18 protein-coding genes are annotated in these 18,361 nt (G+C 72.1%); 13 read left to right on the top strand and 5 right to left on the bottom strand.

Annotation, left to right across the window (positions count from 1 at the left end):
- Nucleotides 1-60: 60 nt before the first annotated feature.
- The 6 genes from atpA to ABZ497_RS03330 all read left to right on the top strand — a co-directional run bounded on the left by atpA (nucleotide 61) and on the right by ABZ497_RS03330 (nucleotide 6,012).
- A complete protein-coding gene (atpA, locus tag ABZ497_RS03355) occupies nucleotides 61-1,635 on the top strand; it encodes a F0F1 ATP synthase subunit alpha (protein WP_329489617.1) in 1,575 nt (524 codons plus the stop codon).
- 32 nt (nucleotides 1,636-1,667) lie between these two features.
- The gene (locus ABZ497_RS03350) at nucleotides 1,668-2,582 is read left to right on the top strand and encodes a F0F1 ATP synthase subunit gamma (protein ID WP_329489618.1); all 915 of its coding nucleotides are present in this window, start codon (nucleotides 1,668-1,670) and stop codon (nucleotides 2,580-2,582) included.
- 2 nt (nucleotides 2,583-2,584) lie between these two features.
- The gene (gene atpD, locus ABZ497_RS03345; protein ID WP_329489619.1) at nucleotides 2,585-4,030 is read left to right on the top strand and encodes a F0F1 ATP synthase subunit beta; all 1,446 of its coding nucleotides are present in this window, start codon (nucleotides 2,585-2,587) and stop codon (nucleotides 4,028-4,030) included.
- Between the two features lie 186 nt (nucleotides 4,031-4,216).
- A complete protein-coding gene (locus tag ABZ497_RS03340) occupies nucleotides 4,217-4,600 on the top strand; it encodes a F0F1 ATP synthase subunit epsilon (RefSeq protein WP_148642910.1) in 384 nt (127 codons plus the stop codon).
- A gap of 148 nt (nucleotides 4,601-4,748) precedes the next feature.
- The gene (locus ABZ497_RS03335) at nucleotides 4,749-5,249 is read left to right on the top strand and encodes a DUF2550 domain-containing protein (RefSeq protein WP_329489620.1); all 501 of its coding nucleotides are present in this window, start codon (nucleotides 4,749-4,751) and stop codon (nucleotides 5,247-5,249) included.
- 190 nt (nucleotides 5,250-5,439) lie between these two features.
- Entirely contained in the window at nucleotides 5,440-6,012 is a 573-nt protein-coding gene (locus ABZ497_RS03330) for a cob(I)yrinic acid a,c-diamide adenosyltransferase (protein WP_329489621.1), read from the top strand.
- A 51-nt stretch (nucleotides 6,013-6,063) separates the two neighbouring features.
- On the opposite strand, the gene ABZ497_RS03325 is transcribed toward ABZ497_RS03330, so the two are convergent.
- A complete protein-coding gene (locus ABZ497_RS03325; RefSeq protein WP_359803140.1) occupies nucleotides 6,064-6,654 on the bottom strand; it encodes a hypothetical protein in 591 nt (196 codons plus the stop codon).
- 157 nt (nucleotides 6,655-6,811) lie between these two features.
- Between ABZ497_RS03325 and ABZ497_RS03320 the strand changes: the two genes are divergently transcribed.
- From ABZ497_RS03320 to ABZ497_RS03300, 5 genes are all read left to right on the top strand, one after another.
- Nucleotides 6,812-8,023, top strand: coding sequence for a histidine kinase (locus tag ABZ497_RS03320; RefSeq protein WP_359803138.1), 1,212 nt, complete (start codon nucleotides 6,812-6,814; stop codon nucleotides 8,021-8,023).
- The gene (locus tag ABZ497_RS03315; RefSeq protein WP_329489624.1) at nucleotides 8,020-8,670 is read left to right on the top strand and encodes a response regulator transcription factor; all 651 of its coding nucleotides are present in this window, start codon (nucleotides 8,020-8,022) and stop codon (nucleotides 8,668-8,670) included. Before ABZ497_RS03320 ends, ABZ497_RS03315 begins: the two co-directional genes overlap by 4 nt.
- A gap of 183 nt (nucleotides 8,671-8,853) precedes the next feature.
- Nucleotides 8,854-9,723, top strand: a complete 870-nt coding sequence (locus tag ABZ497_RS03310) for a 3-hydroxyacyl-CoA dehydrogenase family protein (RefSeq protein WP_359803136.1) — start codon at nucleotides 8,854-8,856, stop codon at nucleotides 9,721-9,723.
- 364 nt (nucleotides 9,724-10,087) lie between these two features.
- Nucleotides 10,088-10,432, top strand: coding sequence for an STAS domain-containing protein (locus ABZ497_RS03305; protein ID WP_329489626.1), 345 nt, complete (start codon nucleotides 10,088-10,090; stop codon nucleotides 10,430-10,432).
- Nucleotides 10,433-10,639: 207 nt separating this feature from the next.
- Nucleotides 10,640-12,970, top strand: coding sequence for an ATP-binding protein (locus ABZ497_RS03300; protein WP_359803134.1), 2,331 nt, complete (start codon nucleotides 10,640-10,642; stop codon nucleotides 12,968-12,970).
- An 18-nt stretch (nucleotides 12,971-12,988) separates the two neighbouring features.
- On the opposite strand, the gene nucS is transcribed toward ABZ497_RS03300, so the two are convergent.
- Entirely contained in the window at nucleotides 12,989-13,648 is a 660-nt protein-coding gene (gene nucS / locus ABZ497_RS03295; protein WP_329489628.1) for an endonuclease NucS, read from the bottom strand.
- 486 nt (nucleotides 13,649-14,134) lie between these two features.
- Between nucS and ABZ497_RS03290 the strand changes: the two genes are divergently transcribed.
- Nucleotides 14,135-14,527, top strand: a complete 393-nt coding sequence (locus ABZ497_RS03290) for an SCO5389 family protein (protein ID WP_329489629.1) — start codon at nucleotides 14,135-14,137, stop codon at nucleotides 14,525-14,527.
- Nucleotides 14,528-14,643: 116 nt separating this feature from the next.
- Here the strand turns inward: ABZ497_RS03290 and ABZ497_RS03285 are convergent, their stop codons facing one another.
- Nucleotides 14,644-15,951, bottom strand: coding sequence for an LLM class flavin-dependent oxidoreductase (locus ABZ497_RS03285; protein WP_359803131.1), 1,308 nt, complete (start codon nucleotides 15,949-15,951; stop codon nucleotides 14,644-14,646).
- 227 nt (nucleotides 15,952-16,178) lie between these two features.
- Here ABZ497_RS03285 and ABZ497_RS03280 point away from each other — a divergent pair, with 227 nt between their 5' ends.
- Nucleotides 16,179-16,502: an ATP/GTP-binding protein gene (locus ABZ497_RS03280; RefSeq protein ID WP_329489631.1), complete on the top strand. Its 324-nt coding sequence runs from the start codon at nucleotides 16,179-16,181 to the stop codon at nucleotides 16,500-16,502.
- Nucleotides 16,503-16,530: 28 nt separating this feature from the next.
- Here ABZ497_RS03280 and ABZ497_RS03275 read toward each other — a convergent pair whose 3' ends face one another.
- Together ABZ497_RS03275 and ABZ497_RS03270 are read right to left on the bottom strand one after the other, a co-directional pair.
- Entirely contained in the window at nucleotides 16,531-17,298 is a 768-nt protein-coding gene (locus tag ABZ497_RS03275) for an ABC transporter permease subunit (RefSeq protein ID WP_359803129.1), read from the bottom strand.
- Between the two features lies 1 nt (nucleotide 17,299).
- Nucleotides 17,300-18,307 (bottom strand): ATP-binding cassette domain-containing protein, encoded by a 1,008-nt coding sequence (locus ABZ497_RS03270; protein WP_352289400.1) that lies wholly within the window; start codon nucleotides 18,305-18,307, stop codon nucleotides 17,300-17,302.
- Between the last annotated feature and the right edge of the window lie 54 nt (nucleotides 18,308-18,361).

Genomic DNA, 18,361 nt, shown 5'->3' with positions numbered 1-18,361 from the left:
AATACTTGCGGCCCTCAATGGCGGGCCGAGGATCGCAAACTAGGAGAGCAGGGAAGCCTGATGGCGGAGCTTACGATCCGTCCGGAGGAAATCCGGGACGCGCTGGCCGACTTTGTCCAGTCGTACCAGCCGGACGCCGCCTCGCGTGAAGAGGTCGGCACGGTCACTGACGCGGCGGACGGCATCGCCCATGTCGAGGGTCTGCCCTCGGTCATGGCGAACGAGCTGCTGAAGTTCGAGGACGGCACGCTCGGCCTCGCGCTGAACCTCGACACCCGTGAGATCGGTGTCGTCATCCTCGGTGAGTTCGGCGGCATCGAGGAGGGCCAGACGGTGCGCCGCACCGGCGAGGTCCTCTCCGTGCCGGTCGGCGACGGCTACCTCGGCCGCGTCGTGGATCCGCTGGGCAACGCGATCGACGGTCTGGGCGACATCGCCTCCACCGGCCGTCGCGCCCTGGAGCTGCAGGCCCCCGGCGTCATGGTCCGCAAGTCGGTCCACGAGCCGATGCAGACCGGTATCAAGGCCATCGACGCGATGACCCCGATCGGCCGCGGCCAGCGTCAGCTGATCATCGGCGACCGCCAGACCGGCAAGACCGCGGTGGCGATCGACACGATCATCAACCAGCGCGACAACTGGCGCTCGGGCGACCCGAAGAAGCAGGTCCGCTGCATCTACGTCGCCGTGGGCCAGAAGGGCTCCACCATCGCGTCCGTGCGTGGCGCCCTGGAGGAGGCCGGCGCGCTGGAGTACACCACGATCGTGGCTGCTCCCGCCTCCGACCCGGCCGGCTTCAAGTACCTCGCCCCGTACACCGGTTCGGCCATCGGCCAGGAGTGGATGTACGACGGCAAGCACGTCCTCATCATCTTCGACGACCTGTCGAAGCAGGCCGAGGCGTACCGCTCCGTGTCGCTGCTGCTCCGTCGTCCGCCGGGCCGCGAGGCCTACCCGGGTGACGTCTTCTACCTGCACTCCCGCCTGCTGGAGCGCTGCGCGAAGCTCTCCGACGAGCTGGGCGCCGGCTCGATGACCGGTCTGCCGATCATCGAGACCAAGGCCAACGACGTCTCGGCGTACATCCCGACCAACGTCATCTCGATCACCGACGGCCAGTGCTTCCTGGAGTCCGACCTGTTCAACGCCGGCATCCGCCCGGCCGTGAACGTCGGTATCTCGGTCTCCCGCGTCGGTGGTTCGGCCCAGATCAAGGCCATGAAGTCGGTCGCCGGCCGTCTGCGTCTGGACCTCGCCCAGTACCGTGAGCTGGAGGCCTTCGCCGGCTTCGGTTCCGACCTGGACGCGGCCTCCAAGGCCCAGCTGGAGCGCGGTGCGCGCATGGTCGAGCTGCTCAAGCAGGGCCAGTACCAGCCGTTCCCGGTCGAGGAGCAGGTCGTCTCCATCTGGGCCGGCACCACCGGCAAGCTGGACGACGTCCCGGTCGCGGAGATCCGCCGCTTCGAGCGCGAGTTCCTGGACCACCTGCGCCTTCAGCACAAGAACCTGCTGGCCGGCATCGTCGAGACCTCCAAGCTGGAGGACGGCACCATCGACGCGCTGACCTCCGCGATCGAGGCCTTCAAGCAGGGCTACACCACGGCTGACGGCAAGCTGCTCTCCGAGCAGGCCTGAGTCCGGTAGCGAGGGAAAGGACGTAACGACCCATGGGAGCACAGCTTCGGGTCTACAAGCGCCGGATCCGCTCTGTCACCGCGACGAAGAAGATCACCAAGGCGATGGAGATGATCTCCGCGGCGCGCATCGGTAAGGCGCAGCGCGCGGTGGCCGCCTCCACTCCGTACGCCGATGAGCTCACCCGGGCGGTGACGGCGGTGGCCACCCGGTCCAACGCCAAGCACCCGCTCACCAGCGAGAACCCGGCCGCCACGCGCGCCGCGGTACTGCTGATCACGGCGGACCGCGGTCTGGCGGGCGGCTACTCGTCCAACGCCATCAAGGCCTCGCTGGTGCTCGCCGAGCGCCTGCGCGGCGAGGGCAAGGACGTGGTGACGTACGTCGTCGGCCGCAAGGGCGTCTCGTACTACAGCTTCCGTGACCTCGCGGTCGCGGAGTCGTGGACGGGCTTCTCGGACAAGCCGACGTACGGCGACGCCAAGGCGGTCTCGGCCGCTCTGATCTCGGCCTTCACGGCCGAGACGGACGGTGTCGACGAGGTCCACGTGATCTCGACGCGGTTCGAGTCGATGCTGACCCAGACCGCGGTGGACGCCCGGCTGCTGCCGCTGAAGCTCGACGAGGTCGAGCTCAGCGACGAGTCGAAGGCCACGCACGAGATCTTCCCGCTGTACGACTTCGAGCCGTCGGCGGAGGGCGTCCTCGACGCACTGCTGCCGCGGTACGTCGAGAGCCGGATCTACAACGCCCTGCTGCAGTCCGCCGCATCGGAGCACGCCGCTCGCCGGCGCGCGATGAAGAGCGCGACGGACAACGCCGGAGAGCTCATCAAGTCGCTTACGCGGCTTGCCAACTCGGCCCGTCAGGCCGAGATCACCCAGGAAATCAGCGAGATCGTCGGCGGTGCCAACGCCCTCGCCGACGCTAGCCGCGGGAGCGAATGAGAATGACCACCACTGTTGAGCCGACCACGGCGACGGGCCGCGTCGCGCGGGTCATCGGCCCGGTCGTCGACGTGGAGTTCCCCGTCGACGCGATTCCGGAGATGTTCAACGCCCTGCACGTCGAGGTGGACAACCCCGACGGCTCGGGCAAGAAGGTCCTGACCCTCGAGGTCGCGCAGCACCTCGGCGACGGCATGGTCCGCGGCATCTCGATGCAGCCGACCGACGGCCTGGTCCGTGGCGCGCAGGTCTCCGACACCGGCTCCGCCATCTCGGTGCCGGTCGGCCAGATCACCAAGGGCAAGGTCTTCAACGCCCTCGGTGAGGTGCTGAACGTCGACAAGGCCGAGTTCGAGGCCGAGGTCAAGGTCCGCTGGCCGATCCACCGCAAGGCGCCGGCCTTCAAGGACCTCGAGTCCAAGACCGAGATGTTCGAGACCGGCATCAAGGTCATCGACCTGCTCACCCCGTACGTCACCGGTGGCAAGATCGGCCTGTTCGGTGGTGCCGGTGTCGGCAAGACCGTTCTGATCCAGGAGATGATCTACCGCGTCGCCGAGAACTTCGGTGGTGTGTCGGTCTTCGCCGGCGTCGGCGAGCGCACTCGTGAGGGCAACGACCTCATCCACGAGATGGTGGACTCGGGCGTTCTGGACAAGACCGCGCTGGTCTTCGGCCAGATGGACGAGCCGCCGGGCACCCGTCTTCGCGTCGCGCTCTCCGCGCTGACCATGGCGGAGTACTTCCGTGACGTCGAGAAGCAGGACGTGCTCCTCTTCATCGACAACATCTTCCGGTTCACCCAGGCCGGTTCCGAGGTGTCGACCCTGCTCGGCCGGATGCCCTCCGCGGTGGGTTACCAGCCGAACCTGGCCGACGAGATGGGCCTCCTCCAGGAGCGCATCACCTCGACCCGCGGTCACTCGATCACCTCGATGCAGGCGATCTACGTCCCCGCGGACGACCTGACCGACCCGGCCCCGGCCACCACCTTCGCCCACCTGGACGCGACGACCGTTCTGTCGCGCCCGATCTCGGAGAAGGGCATCTACCCGGCCGTCGACCCGCTGGACTCCACGTCCCGCATCCTCGACCCGCGGTACATCGCGCAGACCCACTACGAGACGGCCATCCGTATCAAGGGGATCCTGCAGAAGTACAAGGACCTCCAGGACATCATCGCCATCCTCGGTATGGACGAGCTGTCGGAGGAGGACAAGATCACGGTCCACCGTGCCCGTCGCATCGAGCGCTTCCTCTCGCAGAACACCTACGTGGCGAAGCAGTTCACCGGCGTCGACGGTTCGACCGTGCCGCTGTCGGAGACCATCGAGGCCTTCAACGCGATCGCGGACGGCAAGTACGACTCCGTCCCCGAGCAGGCCTTCTTCATGTGCGGTGGCATCGAGGACCTCGAGAAGAACGCCGCCGAGCTCGCGAAGAAGTAGTCGCGTCCGGTAGCAGCCGAGTGTGATCGTGAGGGGTGGGCCCCAGCCCTGGGACCCACCCCTCACGTCGCACCGGCTGTGATTCCGGTCAAATCCGTGCCGCCGGTTTCATGCCGGGGGCGCGGGCCCGTTATTCTTACCGAAACTCCCGAGTAATCGGGGGTTGCATGAGCCTAGGAGCCCACGTTGGCTGAGCTGCACGTCGAGCTGGTCGCAGCCGACCGCAAGGTGTGGTCCGGTGCGGCCACCATCGTCGTCGCCCGTACGGCCTCCGGTGACACCGGCATCATGCCGGGGCACACCCCGGTGCTGAGCGTGCTGGAGACCGGTCCGGTCACCATCCGCACCGTGGACGGCGGCACCGTGATCGCCGCTGTGCACGGCGGCTTCATCTCCTTCGCCGACAACAAGCTGTCTCTGCTCGCGGAGATCGCCGAGCTGGCGGACGAGATCGACGTCGCGCGCGCCGAGCGTGCACTGGAGAAGGCACAGTCGGACCTGGACGAGCACGCCGAGCGACGCGCCGAGGTGCGTCTGTTCGCGGCGCGCGGTCTCAAGGCCCACGCCTGAGTGCGCAGGACCCTCGCTTAGCGGGGTCGACCGACGGTCCCGGGGACGCGCGAGCGTGACCCCGGGACTGTCGTCTCAGTTGGTAGGTCAACGCGGTCGCCTGATACGACCGATACGGGGAACGCGGGTAGCGAGGAGGTAGGTGAGCATGGTCCTCGCCCTTGTGGTGTGCGCGGCGGTCGTTGCGCTGGGTGTGATCGGCCTGGTGGCGTTCGCGGTACGGCGCCGTGTGATCCAGCGGGTCGGCGGAACGTTCGACTGCAGTTACCGGCTCAAAATGCCCGCCGACGCCTCGACGCAGCCCGACCTCGACGAGAACGGCAAACCCACCTCGGCCCCGGTCCCCCAGACCGATGGCAAGGGGTGGGTTTTTGGTATCGGGCGCTACAGCGGTGACTCGATCGAGTGGTTCCGGGTCTTCTCGTACGCCCCGCGCCCGCGCCGGGTGCTCCCCCGCCGCGAGATCGAGGTGCTCGGCCGGCGCTACCCCGAGGGCCAGGAGGAGCTGGCGCTGCTCTCCGGCTCGGTCGTGCTGCGCTGCCTGCACAACGGCGCCCCGCTGGAGCTGGCGATGAGCGACGACGCCCTGACCGGCTTCCTCGCCTGGCTCGAAGCCGCCCCGCCCGGGCAGAGGGTGAACGTCGCGTAGCGACGACACGCTCGGGTTGGGGGCACCTCCCGGCCGGAGGCTGGGGGAGGGTGAACGTCGCGTAGCGACGACACGCTCGGGTTGGGGGCACCTCCCGGCCGGAGGCTGGGGGAGAGTGAACGTCGCGTAGCGACGAGCCCCTCGGGCCGGGGGTTAACGCGGCCTAACCCGGCTCGCTAGGCTGGGCTGCATGGTCAATCTGACGCGCATCTACACCCGTACCGGCGACGACGGCACCACCGCGCTCGGTGACATGAGCCGCACCACCAAGACCGACCCGCGCCTGATCGCGTACGCCGACACCAACGAGGCCAACGCCGCGATCGGCGTGGCGATCGCCGCCGGAGGCCTCGCCGAGGACGTCACCGCGGTGCTCGTCCGGGTGCAGAACGACCTCTTCGACGTCGGCGCGGACCTGGCCACCCCGGTGGTGGAGGACCCGAAGTACCCGCCGCTGCGGGTGCTGCAGTCCTACATCGACAAGCTGGAGTCGGACTGCGACCACTACCTGGAGTCGCTGGAGAAGCTGCGCAGCTTCATCCTCCCCGGCGGCACCGTCGGCGCGGCCCACCTGCACCTGGCCTGCACGGTGGTGCGGCGGGCCGAGCGGGCCACCTGGGCGGCGATCGAGGAGCACGGGGACACCGTGAACCCGCTGACCGCCAAGTACCTCAACCGGCTGTCCGACCTGCTGTTCATCCTGGCCCGGGCGGCCAACAAGGAGCGTGGCGACGTGCTCTGGGTGCCGGGCGAGAACCGCTGAGCCGACCGCCCCGCCGGTCGGCGGGGCGGTCGGGCGTCCGGCGGCGGGCCGCTACTGCTGCTGGGGGATCTTCCAGCCGACCACGTGCCCGTCCTCGACGATCGCGCCGGCCGGCGCCTCCTTGGGCCAGAGCGAGTAGCAGCCGGCCACGATCACGTTGATCCCGGCCGCCATGCCCAGCCGCAGGTACCAGCCGGTGAAGGTGCCGAAGTCGGCGGCGCCGTCGGAGAGCGGGACGAGCGCGGTGATCAGCGCCAGCGTGATGGCGGCCGAGACCACGGTGCGGCGGCAGAACTCCCACTCGTGGCGGGTCCGCGCGGGCCCGTACTTGGGGGCGCCCTTGGGCTTGGGGCCGCCGGCGAAGCGGTACAGGAAGTGCCGGTCGGCCCAGCGGACCAGGGACGGCCCGAAGCCGATCGAGAAGCCCGCGTAGCTCGCGGCCAGCGCGTGCGTCCAGCTCGCGGTGGCGCCGCCGCGAAGGTCGAGCACGGTGAGCACGAAGAGCGTGAGGTCCACCACCGGCAGGCCGACCAGCAGCGCGGTGCTCACCCCGCGCAGCCGCAGCAGGTAGCGGGTGGCGAGCCCGAGGGCGAGGAGCACCCAGAAGGCGACCTCGGCCCCGATGACGAGGGTGACGATCATGGTGACTCCCGGACTTCTCGGCGGTACCCCCCAGCCTTGCCGCCCGGGGCGCCCCCGTCGTCGTCGCCGACGCCGAACCGGGCCTGCACCTTTCGATGTACGGCGGCTCCTCCCTGGACCGGAGCCGGGGGCCGGCCGGGGATGATCTGATGGGGGAGTGCGCAGACCGACACTCACCCCGCGGCAGGAGGACCGGGCGATCGCCCTCTTCGGGGTGCTCGGCGGGCTTGTACTGATCGCGTCCAAGGTCTACGACCACTCCTCGACCGTGCCGCGCTGGCTGGTGCTGCCGCCGCTGCTGGTCACGGCCGCGCTGGAGCTGTTCCGGCGCACCCGCCCGATCCTGACGGTGACGCTCGGCGGGGCGGTCTTCGCGGCGAGCATCTTCAGCGGTGCGCTGATCGCGACCACCATCATGTACACCGACCTGCTCTACGCGGCGGTGGTCTACGGGCGCCCGCGGATGTCCCGCGTCCTGCACCTGTCCGGCGCCGCCTCGGTGCTCGTCCTGAGCAGCCTGTCCTTCCTGTACAGCGACGCCCCGACGGCGCTGGCCGTCGTGGTGCTCACCTCGCTGATCTTCCTCGGACCGGTGTGGACCGGGGACCTGGTGCGCAGGCACCGTGAGGAGGCGGAGAGCCAGCGGCTGCGCGCCGAGCAGACCGCGCTGCTCTCCGAGATGGACCGGCGCGAGGCGGTGGTCGCCGAACGGGCGCGGATGGCGAGGGAGTTGCACGACGTGGTGGCCAACCACCTGTCGGCCATCGCGATCCACGCCACCGGCGCCCAGTCGGTGGCCCGGCGCCAGCACCGGACGGCGGAGGATCCGCTGGTGGCGGCGCTGGGGGTGATCCGGGAGAACAGCGTGCAGGGACTGGCCGAAATGCGCCGCATGATCGGGCTGCTGCGCGACAGCGGCGGCGGCGAGGCCGACGCGTCGTACGCCGCGCCCGACCTGGGTGCGGTGGACGCGCTGCTGGCCAAGGCCGGGGACGCCGGGCGGGCCGTGGGGCTGGAGTTCGAGCTCGCGGAGCACGGCGAGCGCGGGGAGCCGGCGGTGCCGGTCGGGCTGGCGGCGTACCGGATCGTGCAGGAGTCGCTCACCAACGCGCTCAAGCACGCCGGCCCGGGCCGGGTGCACGTCCTGCTGGAGTACCTCCCGCAGGAGCTGCGGATCACCGTGGACAGCCCGTACCGCACCGACGTGGGCCGGGAGCTGCCCGGCGCCCGGGCGGGGATGGTGGGCATGCGGGAACGGGCCGGGCTGCTCGGCGGCAGCTTCGAGGCCGGTCCGGTCGGGGACCGCTGGACAGTACGGGCGGTGCTGCCGCGGGAGCCGGTGGCGGCGGAAGGGGAGCGGCGGGCATGACGATTCGGGTGCTGGTGGCCGAGGACCAGGCGGCCGTCCGGGCGGCGCTGGTGATGATCCTGCGGGCGGAGCCGGACCTGGAGGTGGTCGGGGAGGCCGCGGACGGCGAGGAGGCGGTGCGGCTGGCCCTGGAACTGCGGCCCGACGTCGTCCTGATGGACGTGCAGATGCCCCGGCTGGACGGCGTCTCGGCGACCGGCCGGGTGGTGGCCGCGGGGGCCGCCCAGGTGCTGGTGCTGACCACCTTCGACCTGGACGAGTACGTCTACGGCGCGCTGCGGGCCGGCGCGGCCGGCTTCCTGCTGAAGGACCTGGAGGCGGACACCCTGGTCGAGGGCATCCGCACGGTGGCGCGCGGGGACGGCATGCTGGCGCCGTCGGTGACCAGGCGGCTGATCGGCACCTTCGCCCGCCCCGGCCGCGCGGTCGGACCCGAGACGCGGGAGTCGGTGTCGGGGCTCACCCCGCGCGAGCGGGAGGTGCTGGCCTGCATCGGCGCGGGGATGTCGAACGGCGAGATCGCCGAGCGGCTGGAGATGGCCGAGGCGACCACCAAGACGCACGTCAGCCGGATCCTCGCCAAGCTGCGGATGCGCAGCCGGGTGCAGGCGGCGATCCTCGCGCAGGACCTCGGTCTGACGATCTGAACAACGGCCTTCCGGTATCGGGCCAGGTCAGTCGCAGATCACACTCCCGGATGACACCACGGCGGGCGGAAGGGCATTAGAGTCCGGCGCATGAGCGGCGCGGCTCATGAGCGGGTGACCCCTGCGCTGAGCCGCCTTCAGGGCCCGCCCGCAGGGCGGCGACGGCATCCGGGAGACCCAGCCATGAGCAACGCGTCCAGCAAGCAGATCGCCGTGATCGGTGCCGGCCTGATGGGTGCCGGTATCGCCCAGGTCTCCGCCCAGGCCGGACACCCGGTGGTGCTGCGGGACGTCACCGAGGCCGCGCTGCAGCGCGGTGTGGCCGGTATCCGGGCCTCGTACGAGAAGTTCGTCGCCAAGGGCCGGCTGACCGCCGAGGACGCCGAGGCGGCGCTCGGCCGGATCACCACCACGACGGACCTGGGCGCGGTGGCCGAGGCCGACATCGTGGTCGAGGCGGTCTTCGAGCAGCTGGACGTCAAGGAAGCCGTCTTCAAGGAGCTCGACAAGCTCGCCAAGGACGGCGCGGTGCTGGCCTCCAACACCTCGGCCATCCCGATCACCCGGATCGCCGCCGCCACCGGGCGCCCCGAGTCGGTCGTCGGCGTGCACTTCTTCTCGCCGGTGCCGCTGATGCGCCTGGTGGAGCTGGTGCGCGGCTACAAGACCAGCGACGAGACGCTCGCCACCGCGCGCGCCTTCGCCGAGGGGGTCGGCAAGGAGGTCGTGGTGGTCAACCGCGACGTGGCCGGCTTCGTCACCACCCGCCTGATCATGGCGCTGGTGGTCGAGGCCGCCAAGCTGTACGAGTCGGGCGTCGCCAGCGCCGAGGACATCGACACCGCCTGCCGACTCGGTTTCGGACACGCCATGGGCCCGCTGGAGACCGCCGACCTGACCGGCGTCGACATCCTGCTGCACGCCGCCCGGAACATCTACGCCGAGACCAAGGACGAGAAGTTCGCCGCGCCGGAGATCATGGCCCGCATGGTCACCGCCGGTGACCTGGGCCGCAAGAGCGGGCAGGGCTTCTACCCGTACCCGGCCAAGTGACCCGCCGGAGCCGCTGACCGACCGGGCCGTGCGGTCGCCGCACCGTACGGCCCACCTCGCCGGGGGCGGGTGAGTTTCCTCACGCCGGGTGCCGCAGACGGGTGATTTGGGCGGTAATCGAGCGTAGGTGTGGAGACTTCCTGCGTATATTCCCTCGGACGAGTGAAGTTGCTTCAGATCTGGCCGGAACCAGCAACCTGCGGACCTGGTTCACCGTCAGATGAGGGGGACCCGGCCCACGCCGACGATGCTGCGGCCGGCCCGGGCGCGGGGCTCCACGCCCGCCCGGTGGACACCCGATCCGGGCCCGCGCGGCCGGGGCGGAACGACCCGTACCAGTGACCGCCAGGCGGAGGAGGAGACCATGCGCATCACGGGCGACCAGACGGCGCTGGCCATCGAGGGCCGCCTCGACGTGCGCACCGCCGCCGACGCGCGGGTCCGGCTGCACCAGGCCGTCGACGGCGGTCGGGGCGACCTCGTACTGGACCTCACCCGGCTGGAGTTCTGGGACGCCACCGGCCTCGGTGTGATCATGGGGACCCACCGCCGGGCCGGCCGGATCGGCCGCCGGCTGGTGCTGCGCTCCGTCCCGGCGCAGCTCCAGCGCCTGCTGGTGGCCACCCGGCTGCACCGCATCCTCGCCGTCGAGGGCGTCGTCCCCGAGCCCTACGGCGCCACGCTGCCCGCCCTCGGCCCGGTGCTCTAGGGCTCCCGCGCGCCCTCCGGGGAGGGACCGCCCTGCGCGGTCCGGACCGGATGTGCAAGAGTCTGCCGTCAGAAGACGGCCGCCGGGGACAGGACCGGCTCCTTCCCGCCCCGGCGGGGTGGGGGTCCCCCCGGCCGGAGGCAGGGGCGCACCCCCGGTCCGGAACGGCCGTACCGAGTCGTCGGCCGACCAGGGGCGGAGCAGATCGTGGGACAGCCATCCGGTGAGTTCCGGCAGGAAGCCGTCCGCACCCGGGGCGGTGAGCTGGTCTCCGGGGCCCTGCTGGTGACCGTCGGCACCCCGGAGGGGTCCGAGGTCCGGCCCTGCCCCGAGGAGTGGCGGCCCCGCCCGCGCCGGATCGGGCGCACCGAACCCGCCCGCGGACCGGTCGGCGGCCCCGGCCGCGCGGTCGGACCGCTCGCCCTCGGCGCCGGCCCGGCCGACCTGCCGCTGCTCGACCGCGAGGCCGACATCGCCCACCTGCTCGGCCTGCTCGCCGAGGGGCGTTCGATACGCCTGGTCGGCCAGGCCGGCTCGGGTCGCAGCGCCCTGCTCTCGGCGGTCGCCGAGGCGGCGGGCGACCTCGCGCCCGGCGGCGTCGTCCAGCTCTGCGGTCACCGCCGCACCGGCGACGACCTGCTCCAGGACCTCTTCGCCGCCACCCACCAGGCCCCCGGCTTCCGGCCCGACCCGGGGCAGCTCGCCGAGCACCTCGCGCAGGTCGGCGCGGTCGTGGTCGTCGACGAGGTCGAACCGGTCGGCGCGGAGCTTGAGCGGGTGCTCGCCGCCGCCCCCGACTGCGCCTTCCTGATCTCCGTCGCGCCCGACAGCCCGCCGCTGTCCGCCGACTCCCGGCTGCGGGACCACCTGGTGGCCGGGCTCTCCCGGTCCGCCTGTCTCACGCTCGCCGCCCGGCTGGCCGGCCGGCCGCTGGACGCGGCCGAGAAGGCCTGGGCGGTCGACCTCTGGTTCGAGTCCGAGGGGCTGCCGCTGCGCTTCGTCCAGGCCGCCGCGCTGCTGCGTCAGCGGGACGTCGCCGTGGACGCGCTGGTCGCCGCGGAGGAGGACCGGCTGGACGTCTTCGGCGCGGTCGAGGAGCCCGACCGGCACCCCGACCCGGCGGTCCGTGAGAGCGAGCTGCGCGGGGCCGTCCCGCTGCCGTCGGTGGCCGAGAGCGCCTCGCCCGCCGTCCGGCTCGCCGAGGGCCTCAGCGAGCCGGCCCAGGCCGTGCTGAGGCTCGCGGTGGCGCTCGGCGGCGAGTGCCCGACCGCGCCGCACCTGCCCGCGCTGATCGACGTCGGCCAGGGCGAGAGCGCGCTGCACGAACTCGCCGACGCCGGGCTGGCGGTGTCCATCGGCGGCCACCACCGGCTCACCGCGGGCGCGCTGGACCTGCTCGCCCCGCACTGGCCGGCCCGCCGCAGCATCGACGGCGCCGCCCAGCACTTCGCCTGGTGGGTCGGGCACAGCTCGGTCTCCACGGAGCAGATCGCCGCCGAGGCGGAGGTGGTGATCGGGGTGCTGCTGGCCGACCGGGCCGCCGGCCGGCACGCGGCCGTCCTGCGGCTGGCCCGGGCGGCCGGCCCCGCGCTGGCCCTGGCGCTGCGCTGGGGCGCCTGGGAGCGCGCCCTGCTGCTCGGCCTGGAGGCCGCCCGCAACACCGGCTCCCGGGCCGACGAGGCCTGGTTCCACCACGAGTTGGGCGTCTACGCGATCTGCGTCCGGGAGCCCGGGCGGGCCGTCGCCGAACTGGAGTCCGCCCTCACCCTGCGGGCCGCGCTCGGCGAGCCGCGCGGGGCCGCCGGCGCCCGCCGGATGCTCGATCTGCTGCGCGCCGACGGCCGGCAGCTGCCCGCCGCGGCGACGACCGCCCCGGCGCCCGTCCGACGTCCCGTCATCCGGGCCATCGCGCAGGTGCCGTGGCGGTTCAAGACCACCCCCGGCACGGCCGGCGGCACCCGGCGCACGGTGATCGCCGCCTCGGCGGCCGTCCTCGCGCTCGGCGTGCTGGGGACGGCGGTCGGGCTGAGCGTCACCGGGCCGGACGAGCACCGCGGCAACGACCCGCTCAGCAGTACGGACGACGGCACCGGCCTGCCGGCGGGGCGGCCGGCGCCCCGGCCGAGCCTGAGCCCCGAACCGACGCTGTCCGACGACGCGTCGGGCTCGCAGGGCCCGCAGACCCCGCCCGCGCAGGACCCGGCGGGCCCGGAGTCGTCGGCGGGCGGCGGGACTTCGCACTCGCCCTCGGCGTCCGGGTCGGCGTCGAAGAAGCCGAGCAAGTCGCCGACCGCGACCGGCTCGCAGTCGCCGTCCCCGGGCCAGTCGCAACCGCCGGTGGTCCCGTCCGTGCCGCCGCCCGGCGGTTCGGGGCCGGGGGGTGGCGGTGGCAGCGCCGGCGGTCAGCCCGGGGGGAACAGCCCGACGGCCCCGGCTCCGACCACCACCTCGGCCTCGCCCTCGGCGACCGTCAGCCCCTCGAACAGCGCGACGCCGTCGGGCTCGACGAGCCCGACGGCGCCTCCGTCGTCGTCCTGACGGATCAGGGCGCGGCGGTCAGAACAGCTTGAGCTTGTCGTCGTCGATGCCGCGCAGTCCGTCGTAGTCGAGCACCACGCAGCCGATGCCGCGGTCGGTGGCGAGGACGCGGGCCTGCGGCTTGATCTCCTGCGCGGCGAACACGCCCTTCACCGGGGCGAGCAGCGGATCGCGGTTGAGCAGCTCCAGGTAGCGGGTGAGCTGCTCGACGCCGTCGATCTCGCCGCGGCGCTTGATCTCGACGGCGACGGTCGTGCCGTCGGAGTCGCGGCAGAGGATGTCGACCGGGCCGATCGCGGTCGGGTACTCGCGGCGGATGAGCGACCAGCCGGCGCCGAGCACCTCCATCCGGTCGGCCAGCAGCTCCTGGAGGTGTGCTTCGACACCGTCCTTGATCAGGCCGGGGTCCACCCCGAGTTCGTGGGAGGAGTCGTGGAGCACCTCCTCCAGCGTGATGATGAGCTTCTCGCCGGCCTTGTTGATCACTGTCCAGACCCCGTCGCCCACCTTGAGGGTGCACGGCGGGGACATCCAGTTGAGCGGCTTGTAGGCGCGGTCGTCGGCGTGGATGCTGACGCTGCCGTCGGCCTTGACCAGGATGAGCCTGGTGGCGGAGGGCAGATGGGCGGAGAGCCGACCGGCATAGTCGACTGAGCAGCGGGCAATTACGAGACGCACGGTCGACCACGCTAGCCCACCGGGGCCAGTTGATGCGATTCCGCGACGGCCGGGTGAAGAATCCGCGAACCCCGCGAACATGGAAGTTCGGCGATCCCGCGAATGCCTGTCGGCACTCTGGCGCCCATTCCCACGGGCAGCTACGGTGTGTGACGGCTTGCTTGCAGCGGAGCTGTCAACGGGGACGGAGACTTCAGATGAACGATCCAGCAGGATCCGGCCAATCTGGTGCAGCAAGGCGTATTTACGGAGCAATCCACAGGAATCCCCGGCCTCGCCCCCGATCGGCTGCCACGCTGTCCTGAGCGGCCGGTGCCCCCGACGCGTCCTCCGACGCGGCCTCGGCGCCGCCGCCTCCGCGCGGTGCCGGAAACAGCCGTCCGACGGCGTTCCGGACATCACGCGCGTTTCGCCCACCCTCACCCTCAGCTTGGACTACGCATCACCACCCGGGCGCCGCGCGGGTGGACCGCGAGAGGAGAATCCATGTCGCTCGACGTCTCACCGGCCCTGCTGGAAAAGGCCGAGCGGGGCGAGGTCGACGAGCGGGAATTCGTCGACTGCGTCCGCGTCTCCCTGCCGTACGCCTGGGAGCTGATCAGTTCGCTGGTCGCCCAGGCGAAGGTCGACGGCACCGACTTCGCCGACAACCACGTTCCGCCGCCCAGCGAGCAGGCCCGCGGCCAGCTCCTCCGGGCCCTCGCCAGCGACGCCATCCGGGGTGCGCTGCAGCGCCACTTCGGCGTCCGGCTGGCCTTCCAGAACTGTCACCGGGTGGCGGTGTTCCTGCCGTCGGACTCCAACGAGGCGCGGTTCGATCGCTTCACGTCCGTCCGGGAGCAGCTGCTCAACCAGTCTGAGGAACTCCGGGACTGCTGATCGCGCGGGCCGACCGTGCCGTTCGACGGCGCGGGGAACGCCGGTGCCGCCGCCGCGGCACCGGAACCGCCACCGGGCCGCCCCACTCCGCTCAGGGGAGGGGCGGCCCGGCGACGTCAGCCCAGCTGCGGCAGCACCTCGGAGCCGAGTCGGGCGATGTTCCGCAGGGTGGCCTCACGGTCGCCGCTGCCCTCGGCGAGGAGGGCGAAGCGCCGGATGCCGGTGCGCTCGGCGGTGGCCAGCAGCCGGTCGGCACACTGCTTCGGCGTTCCCACCGCGTGCAGGTCGCAGAGCAGTTCGGTGTACGCGTGCGGGTCGCGCATCTTGCGCTCCCGGCCGTCCACCGTGCGGTGGGCGCCGAGCCCGTACTCGAACCAGCCGGGCATCGCGCGCAGCAGCGTGGCCCGGGCCGTCGAGGTCCGGTCGTCGACCTGCGCCACCCCGGCCGCGACGTGCTGGCGGCCGATCCGGCGCAGCTGCTCCTCGCCGCGCCCGGCGGCCAGCCAGGCGGTGCGGTAGAGCTCCAGCATCCGCAGCTTGTCGTCGTCCCCGGAGTGCATGCCGAGCAGCATCGGCAGGCCGCGTTCGGCGGCGAGCCGGACCCCGCCGGGTGAGGTGCAGGCCACCACCAGCGGCGGGCCGGCCACCGGGCGCCCCGAGGCGGTGAGTTCGTCGACGGGCGCGTCCGCCTCCACCCGCTGGCGGGGGAAGCGCAGCAGCCCGGACTGGTCGCCGAGCCCGAGCCAGGCGCCGAGGTCGGGCCGGCGGGGCGGTTCGGTGGCACGCGGCACCACGGCCACCTCGGGGAAGCTGAACTGCGGGCCGTCCGCGCCCACCCGGGAGCCGCGCAGCCAGCGCAGCAGCAGGTCGAGCCGCTCCGGGAAGCCCTGCTCGAAGGCCTCCACCCCGCCGCCGAAGACATCGAGGTCGATCCACGGACCGCCGCGCCCCACCCCGAGCGTGAAGCGCCCGCCGGAGACCAGGTGCAGCATCGCGGCCTGCTCGCCGAGGGCCACCGGGTGCGCGGTGGAGAGCACGCTGACCGCCGTGCCGATCCCGATCCGGCGGGTGCGGCCGAGCAGCATCGCGGCGAGCGTGGCCGCGTTCGGGCAGACGCCGTAGGGGACGAAGTGGTGCTCGGCGAGCCAGACGCTGTCCAGGCCGGCCCGTTCGGCCTCGACGGTGGCCCGGACCGTCCGGTCCAGCGCCTCGCCGTGGGTCTGTCCGGGGAACTGGGCCGAGAGCAGGAAGGCACCGACCTTGACCGGTGCGGTGTCCGCGGGGCGTGCGGCGGAGCGCTGGGGCGCCGGCAGGGGGGCGCCGGTGGCGGTGGCCGGGCCGGCGGTCGTCGATGCCGGGCCGACGGTGGGCGGCCGGACTCCGACGGGTCGGCGGGTCTCGGCGCGGGCGCTGGTCTTGGTCATCCTTGGGCCTCCTCGGGTGCGCGCAGGGTCTGCGGGCCCCGCCTCTCCCCTTGTGAGTAACCGATGTCATGTGCCAATGGCACGCCGAACCACGAATTTCACAGAAGAACGGGTGGATATCACGGGAAACACCGAAGCGCCGGGCGGCGCCGTGATAGTGGCTTCGAGTGGTGCGCGCCGGCCGTAACCTGGAACGGTCACGAGCCCCCGTAGAGAGGTAGCCAGACGTGTCGCCCCGCCGCAACCGGATCAAGAGCGCAGCCGATCACGAGGACTCGGCGCCGGCCGCTCCGCTCGGCGGCGCGCTGCGCCGCACCGAGAGCTACCGGGGGGACGAGTGGGTGGTGCAGACGGTGGCCGGCACCGCCGGCCGGCACTACCGCTGCCCGGGCTGCGACCAGGAGATCCCGCCGGGCGTGGGCCACGTGGTGGCGTGGCCGATGTACGGGGCCGGGGTGGACGACCGCCGGCACTGGCACCGGGCGTGCTGGGGCGCCCGCGACCGCCGGGCCTCGAACATCCAGCGCGGCCGCGGCGCACCCCGGTACTGAGGGCGCCGCGGCCGCGTCGGCGAGCCGGTCAGGCGTCGCGGTTCTTCAGCACCAGCGCGCCGCCGACCAGCGCGGCCACCGTCCAGGCCAGGCAGATCGCGAAGCCGGCCCACGGCCCGTACGGCTGGTTGTGCTGCTCGTAGACGAGCATCATCCGCGAGCCCGCGTAGTCGGGGAAGTAGTGCGCCAGCGTCTTGACCTTCGGCACCGCCGAGAGGATCGGCGAGAGCAGGAAGAAGAACGGCACCAGCACGCCCAGCGCCAGCGTCTGGTTGTGCAGCATCGCGGTGACGCCGGCCGAGAAGAGGCAGAGCAGCGTCAGGTACATCGCCGCGCCGAACACCGCGCGCAGCACGTGCGGCTCGCCGAGGCTGGTGGAGTGGTCGCCGAGCAGCGCCTGGCCGACGAAGAACGTGATGAACGCGGTGACCAGGGAGACCGCGAAGGCCAGCGCGCCGAGCACCACCGTCTTGCCGGTGAGCAGGGTCCCGCGCTGCGGGACGGCCGCCAGGGTGACCCTGATCATCCCGCTGCTGTACTCGTTGCCGACCGCCAGCACGCCGAAGACGATGATGGCCAGTTCGCCGAGGATGATGCCGGAGAAGGCCGTCCCGGTGGCGTCGAACGGGCTGTCCGCGTCGCCCCGGAACTCCTCGAAGTTGTTGTTGGTGAGCAGCGACAGCAGGGCGCCGATACCGAGGGTGACCACGAAGGCCAGCGCGAGCGTCCAGACCGTCGACCGGACACTGCGGATCTTCGTCCACTCGGAGCGCAGCACCGCGGGGAAGGACGCCATCTCAGTTCTCCTTCTGCTGTACGGCCGCCGGCTCCTGCTGCGCCGCCGCGCCCTGCCAGTTCGCGCCCCAGGTGCCGGGCGCCCCGGCCGCGTCGCGGCCCTCGCCGCTCCCGGCGTGGTACTCCACCGAGTCGGCGGTCATCTGCATGAAGGCCTCCTCCAGCGAGGCCTGCTGGGGGCTCAGTTCGTGCAGCACCACCCCGTGGGCGGCGGCCAGGTCGCCGAGCGCGGCGAGCTCGCCGTCGACCACCTCGTAGGAGCCGTCCGGGCCCGGTTCGCCGCGCAGCCCGGCACCGGCCAGGACGTCCAGCAGCCGCTCGGGCTGGGGGCTGCGCAGGCGGACGGCGGTGCGGGAGTTGCGCCGGATGAACTCGGCCATCGGCAGGTCGGCGAGGAGCCGGCCCCGGCCGATGACGACCAGGTGGTCGGCGGTGACGGCCATCTCGCTCATCAGGTGGGAGGAGACGAAGACGGTCCGGCCCTCGGCGGCGAGGCGCTTCATCAGGTTGCGGATCCAGAGGATGCCCTCCGGGTCGAGCCCGTTGACCGGCTCGTCGAACATCACGATCTCCGGGTCCCCGAGCAGGGCGGAGGCGATGCCGAGCCGCTGGCCCATGCCGAGCGAGAAGCCGCGGGCGCGCTTGCGGGCGACCGGGGTGAGGCCGACCAGGGCGAGCACCTCGTCGACCCGCCCGGTGGGGATGCGGTTGCTCTGGGCGAGCCAGAGCAGGTGGTCGCGGGCGGTCCGGCCGGGGTGGACGGCCTTGGCCTCCAGCAGTGCCCCGATGTACTTCAGCGGCTCGCTGAGCTGCCCGTATCTCTTGCCGTCGATGGTGACGCGGCCACCGGAGGGCCGGTCGAGGTCCAGGATCATCCGCATGGTGGTGGACTTGCCGGCGCCGTTGGGGCCGAGGAACCCGGTGACCACACCCTGCGGCACCTGGAAGCTGAGCCGGTCCACCGCGAGCGTCTTGCCGTAACGCTTGGTCAGTTCGTGCAACTCGATCATTCGCGCTCCCTCACTCTCCGTCAGGCTATGACAAACCGGACAGGGTGGCCCGCT

Origin of the sequence: Kitasatospora sp. NPDC005751 (genome assembly GCF_040630835.1) — a bacterium.
Taxonomy (GTDB): Bacteria; Actinomycetota; Actinomycetes; order Streptomycetales; family Streptomycetaceae; genus Kitasatospora.
The sequence above is the reverse complement of the archived record's forward strand: the minus strand, read 5'-3'. Positions and strand labels throughout refer to the sequence as shown.

Excerpts from the sequence above, each read along its gene's own strand:
- ABZ497_RS03290 (WP_329489629.1), top strand. The coding sequence starts at position 14,135 with ATGTCGCTCGACGTCTCACCGGCCCTGCTGGAAAAGGCCGAGCGGGGC.
- atpA (WP_329489617.1), top strand. The coding sequence starts at position 61 with ATGGCGGAGCTTACGATCCGTCCGGAGGAAATCCGGGACGCGCTGGCC.
- ABZ497_RS03285 (WP_359803131.1), bottom strand. The coding sequence starts at position 15,951 with ATGACCAAGACCAGCGCCCGCGCCGAGACCCGCCGACCCGTCGGAGTC.
- ABZ497_RS03315 (WP_329489624.1), top strand. The coding sequence starts at position 8,020 with ATGACGATTCGGGTGCTGGTGGCCGAGGACCAGGCGGCCGTCCGGGCG.
- ABZ497_RS03310 (WP_359803136.1), top strand. The coding sequence starts at position 8,854 with ATGAGCAACGCGTCCAGCAAGCAGATCGCCGTGATCGGTGCCGGCCTG.
- ABZ497_RS03335 (WP_329489620.1), top strand. The coding sequence starts at position 4,749 with ATGGTCCTCGCCCTTGTGGTGTGCGCGGCGGTCGTTGCGCTGGGTGTG.
- ABZ497_RS03305 (WP_329489626.1), top strand. The coding sequence starts at position 10,088 with ATGCGCATCACGGGCGACCAGACGGCGCTGGCCATCGAGGGCCGCCTC.
- ABZ497_RS03275 (WP_359803129.1), bottom strand. The coding sequence starts at position 17,298 with ATGGCGTCCTTCCCCGCGGTGCTGCGCTCCGAGTGGACGAAGATCCGC.
- atpD (WP_329489619.1), top strand. The coding sequence starts at position 2,585 with ATGACCACCACTGTTGAGCCGACCACGGCGACGGGCCGCGTCGCGCGG.
- ABZ497_RS03330 (WP_329489621.1), top strand. The coding sequence starts at position 5,440 with ATGGTCAATCTGACGCGCATCTACACCCGTACCGGCGACGACGGCACC.
- ABZ497_RS03350 (WP_329489618.1), top strand. The coding sequence starts at position 1,668 with ATGGGAGCACAGCTTCGGGTCTACAAGCGCCGGATCCGCTCTGTCACC.
- ABZ497_RS03325 (WP_359803140.1), bottom strand. The coding sequence starts at position 6,654 with ATGATCGTCACCCTCGTCATCGGGGCCGAGGTCGCCTTCTGGGTGCTC.
- ABZ497_RS03270 (WP_352289400.1), bottom strand. The coding sequence starts at position 18,307 with ATGATCGAGTTGCACGAACTGACCAAGCGTTACGGCAAGACGCTCGCG.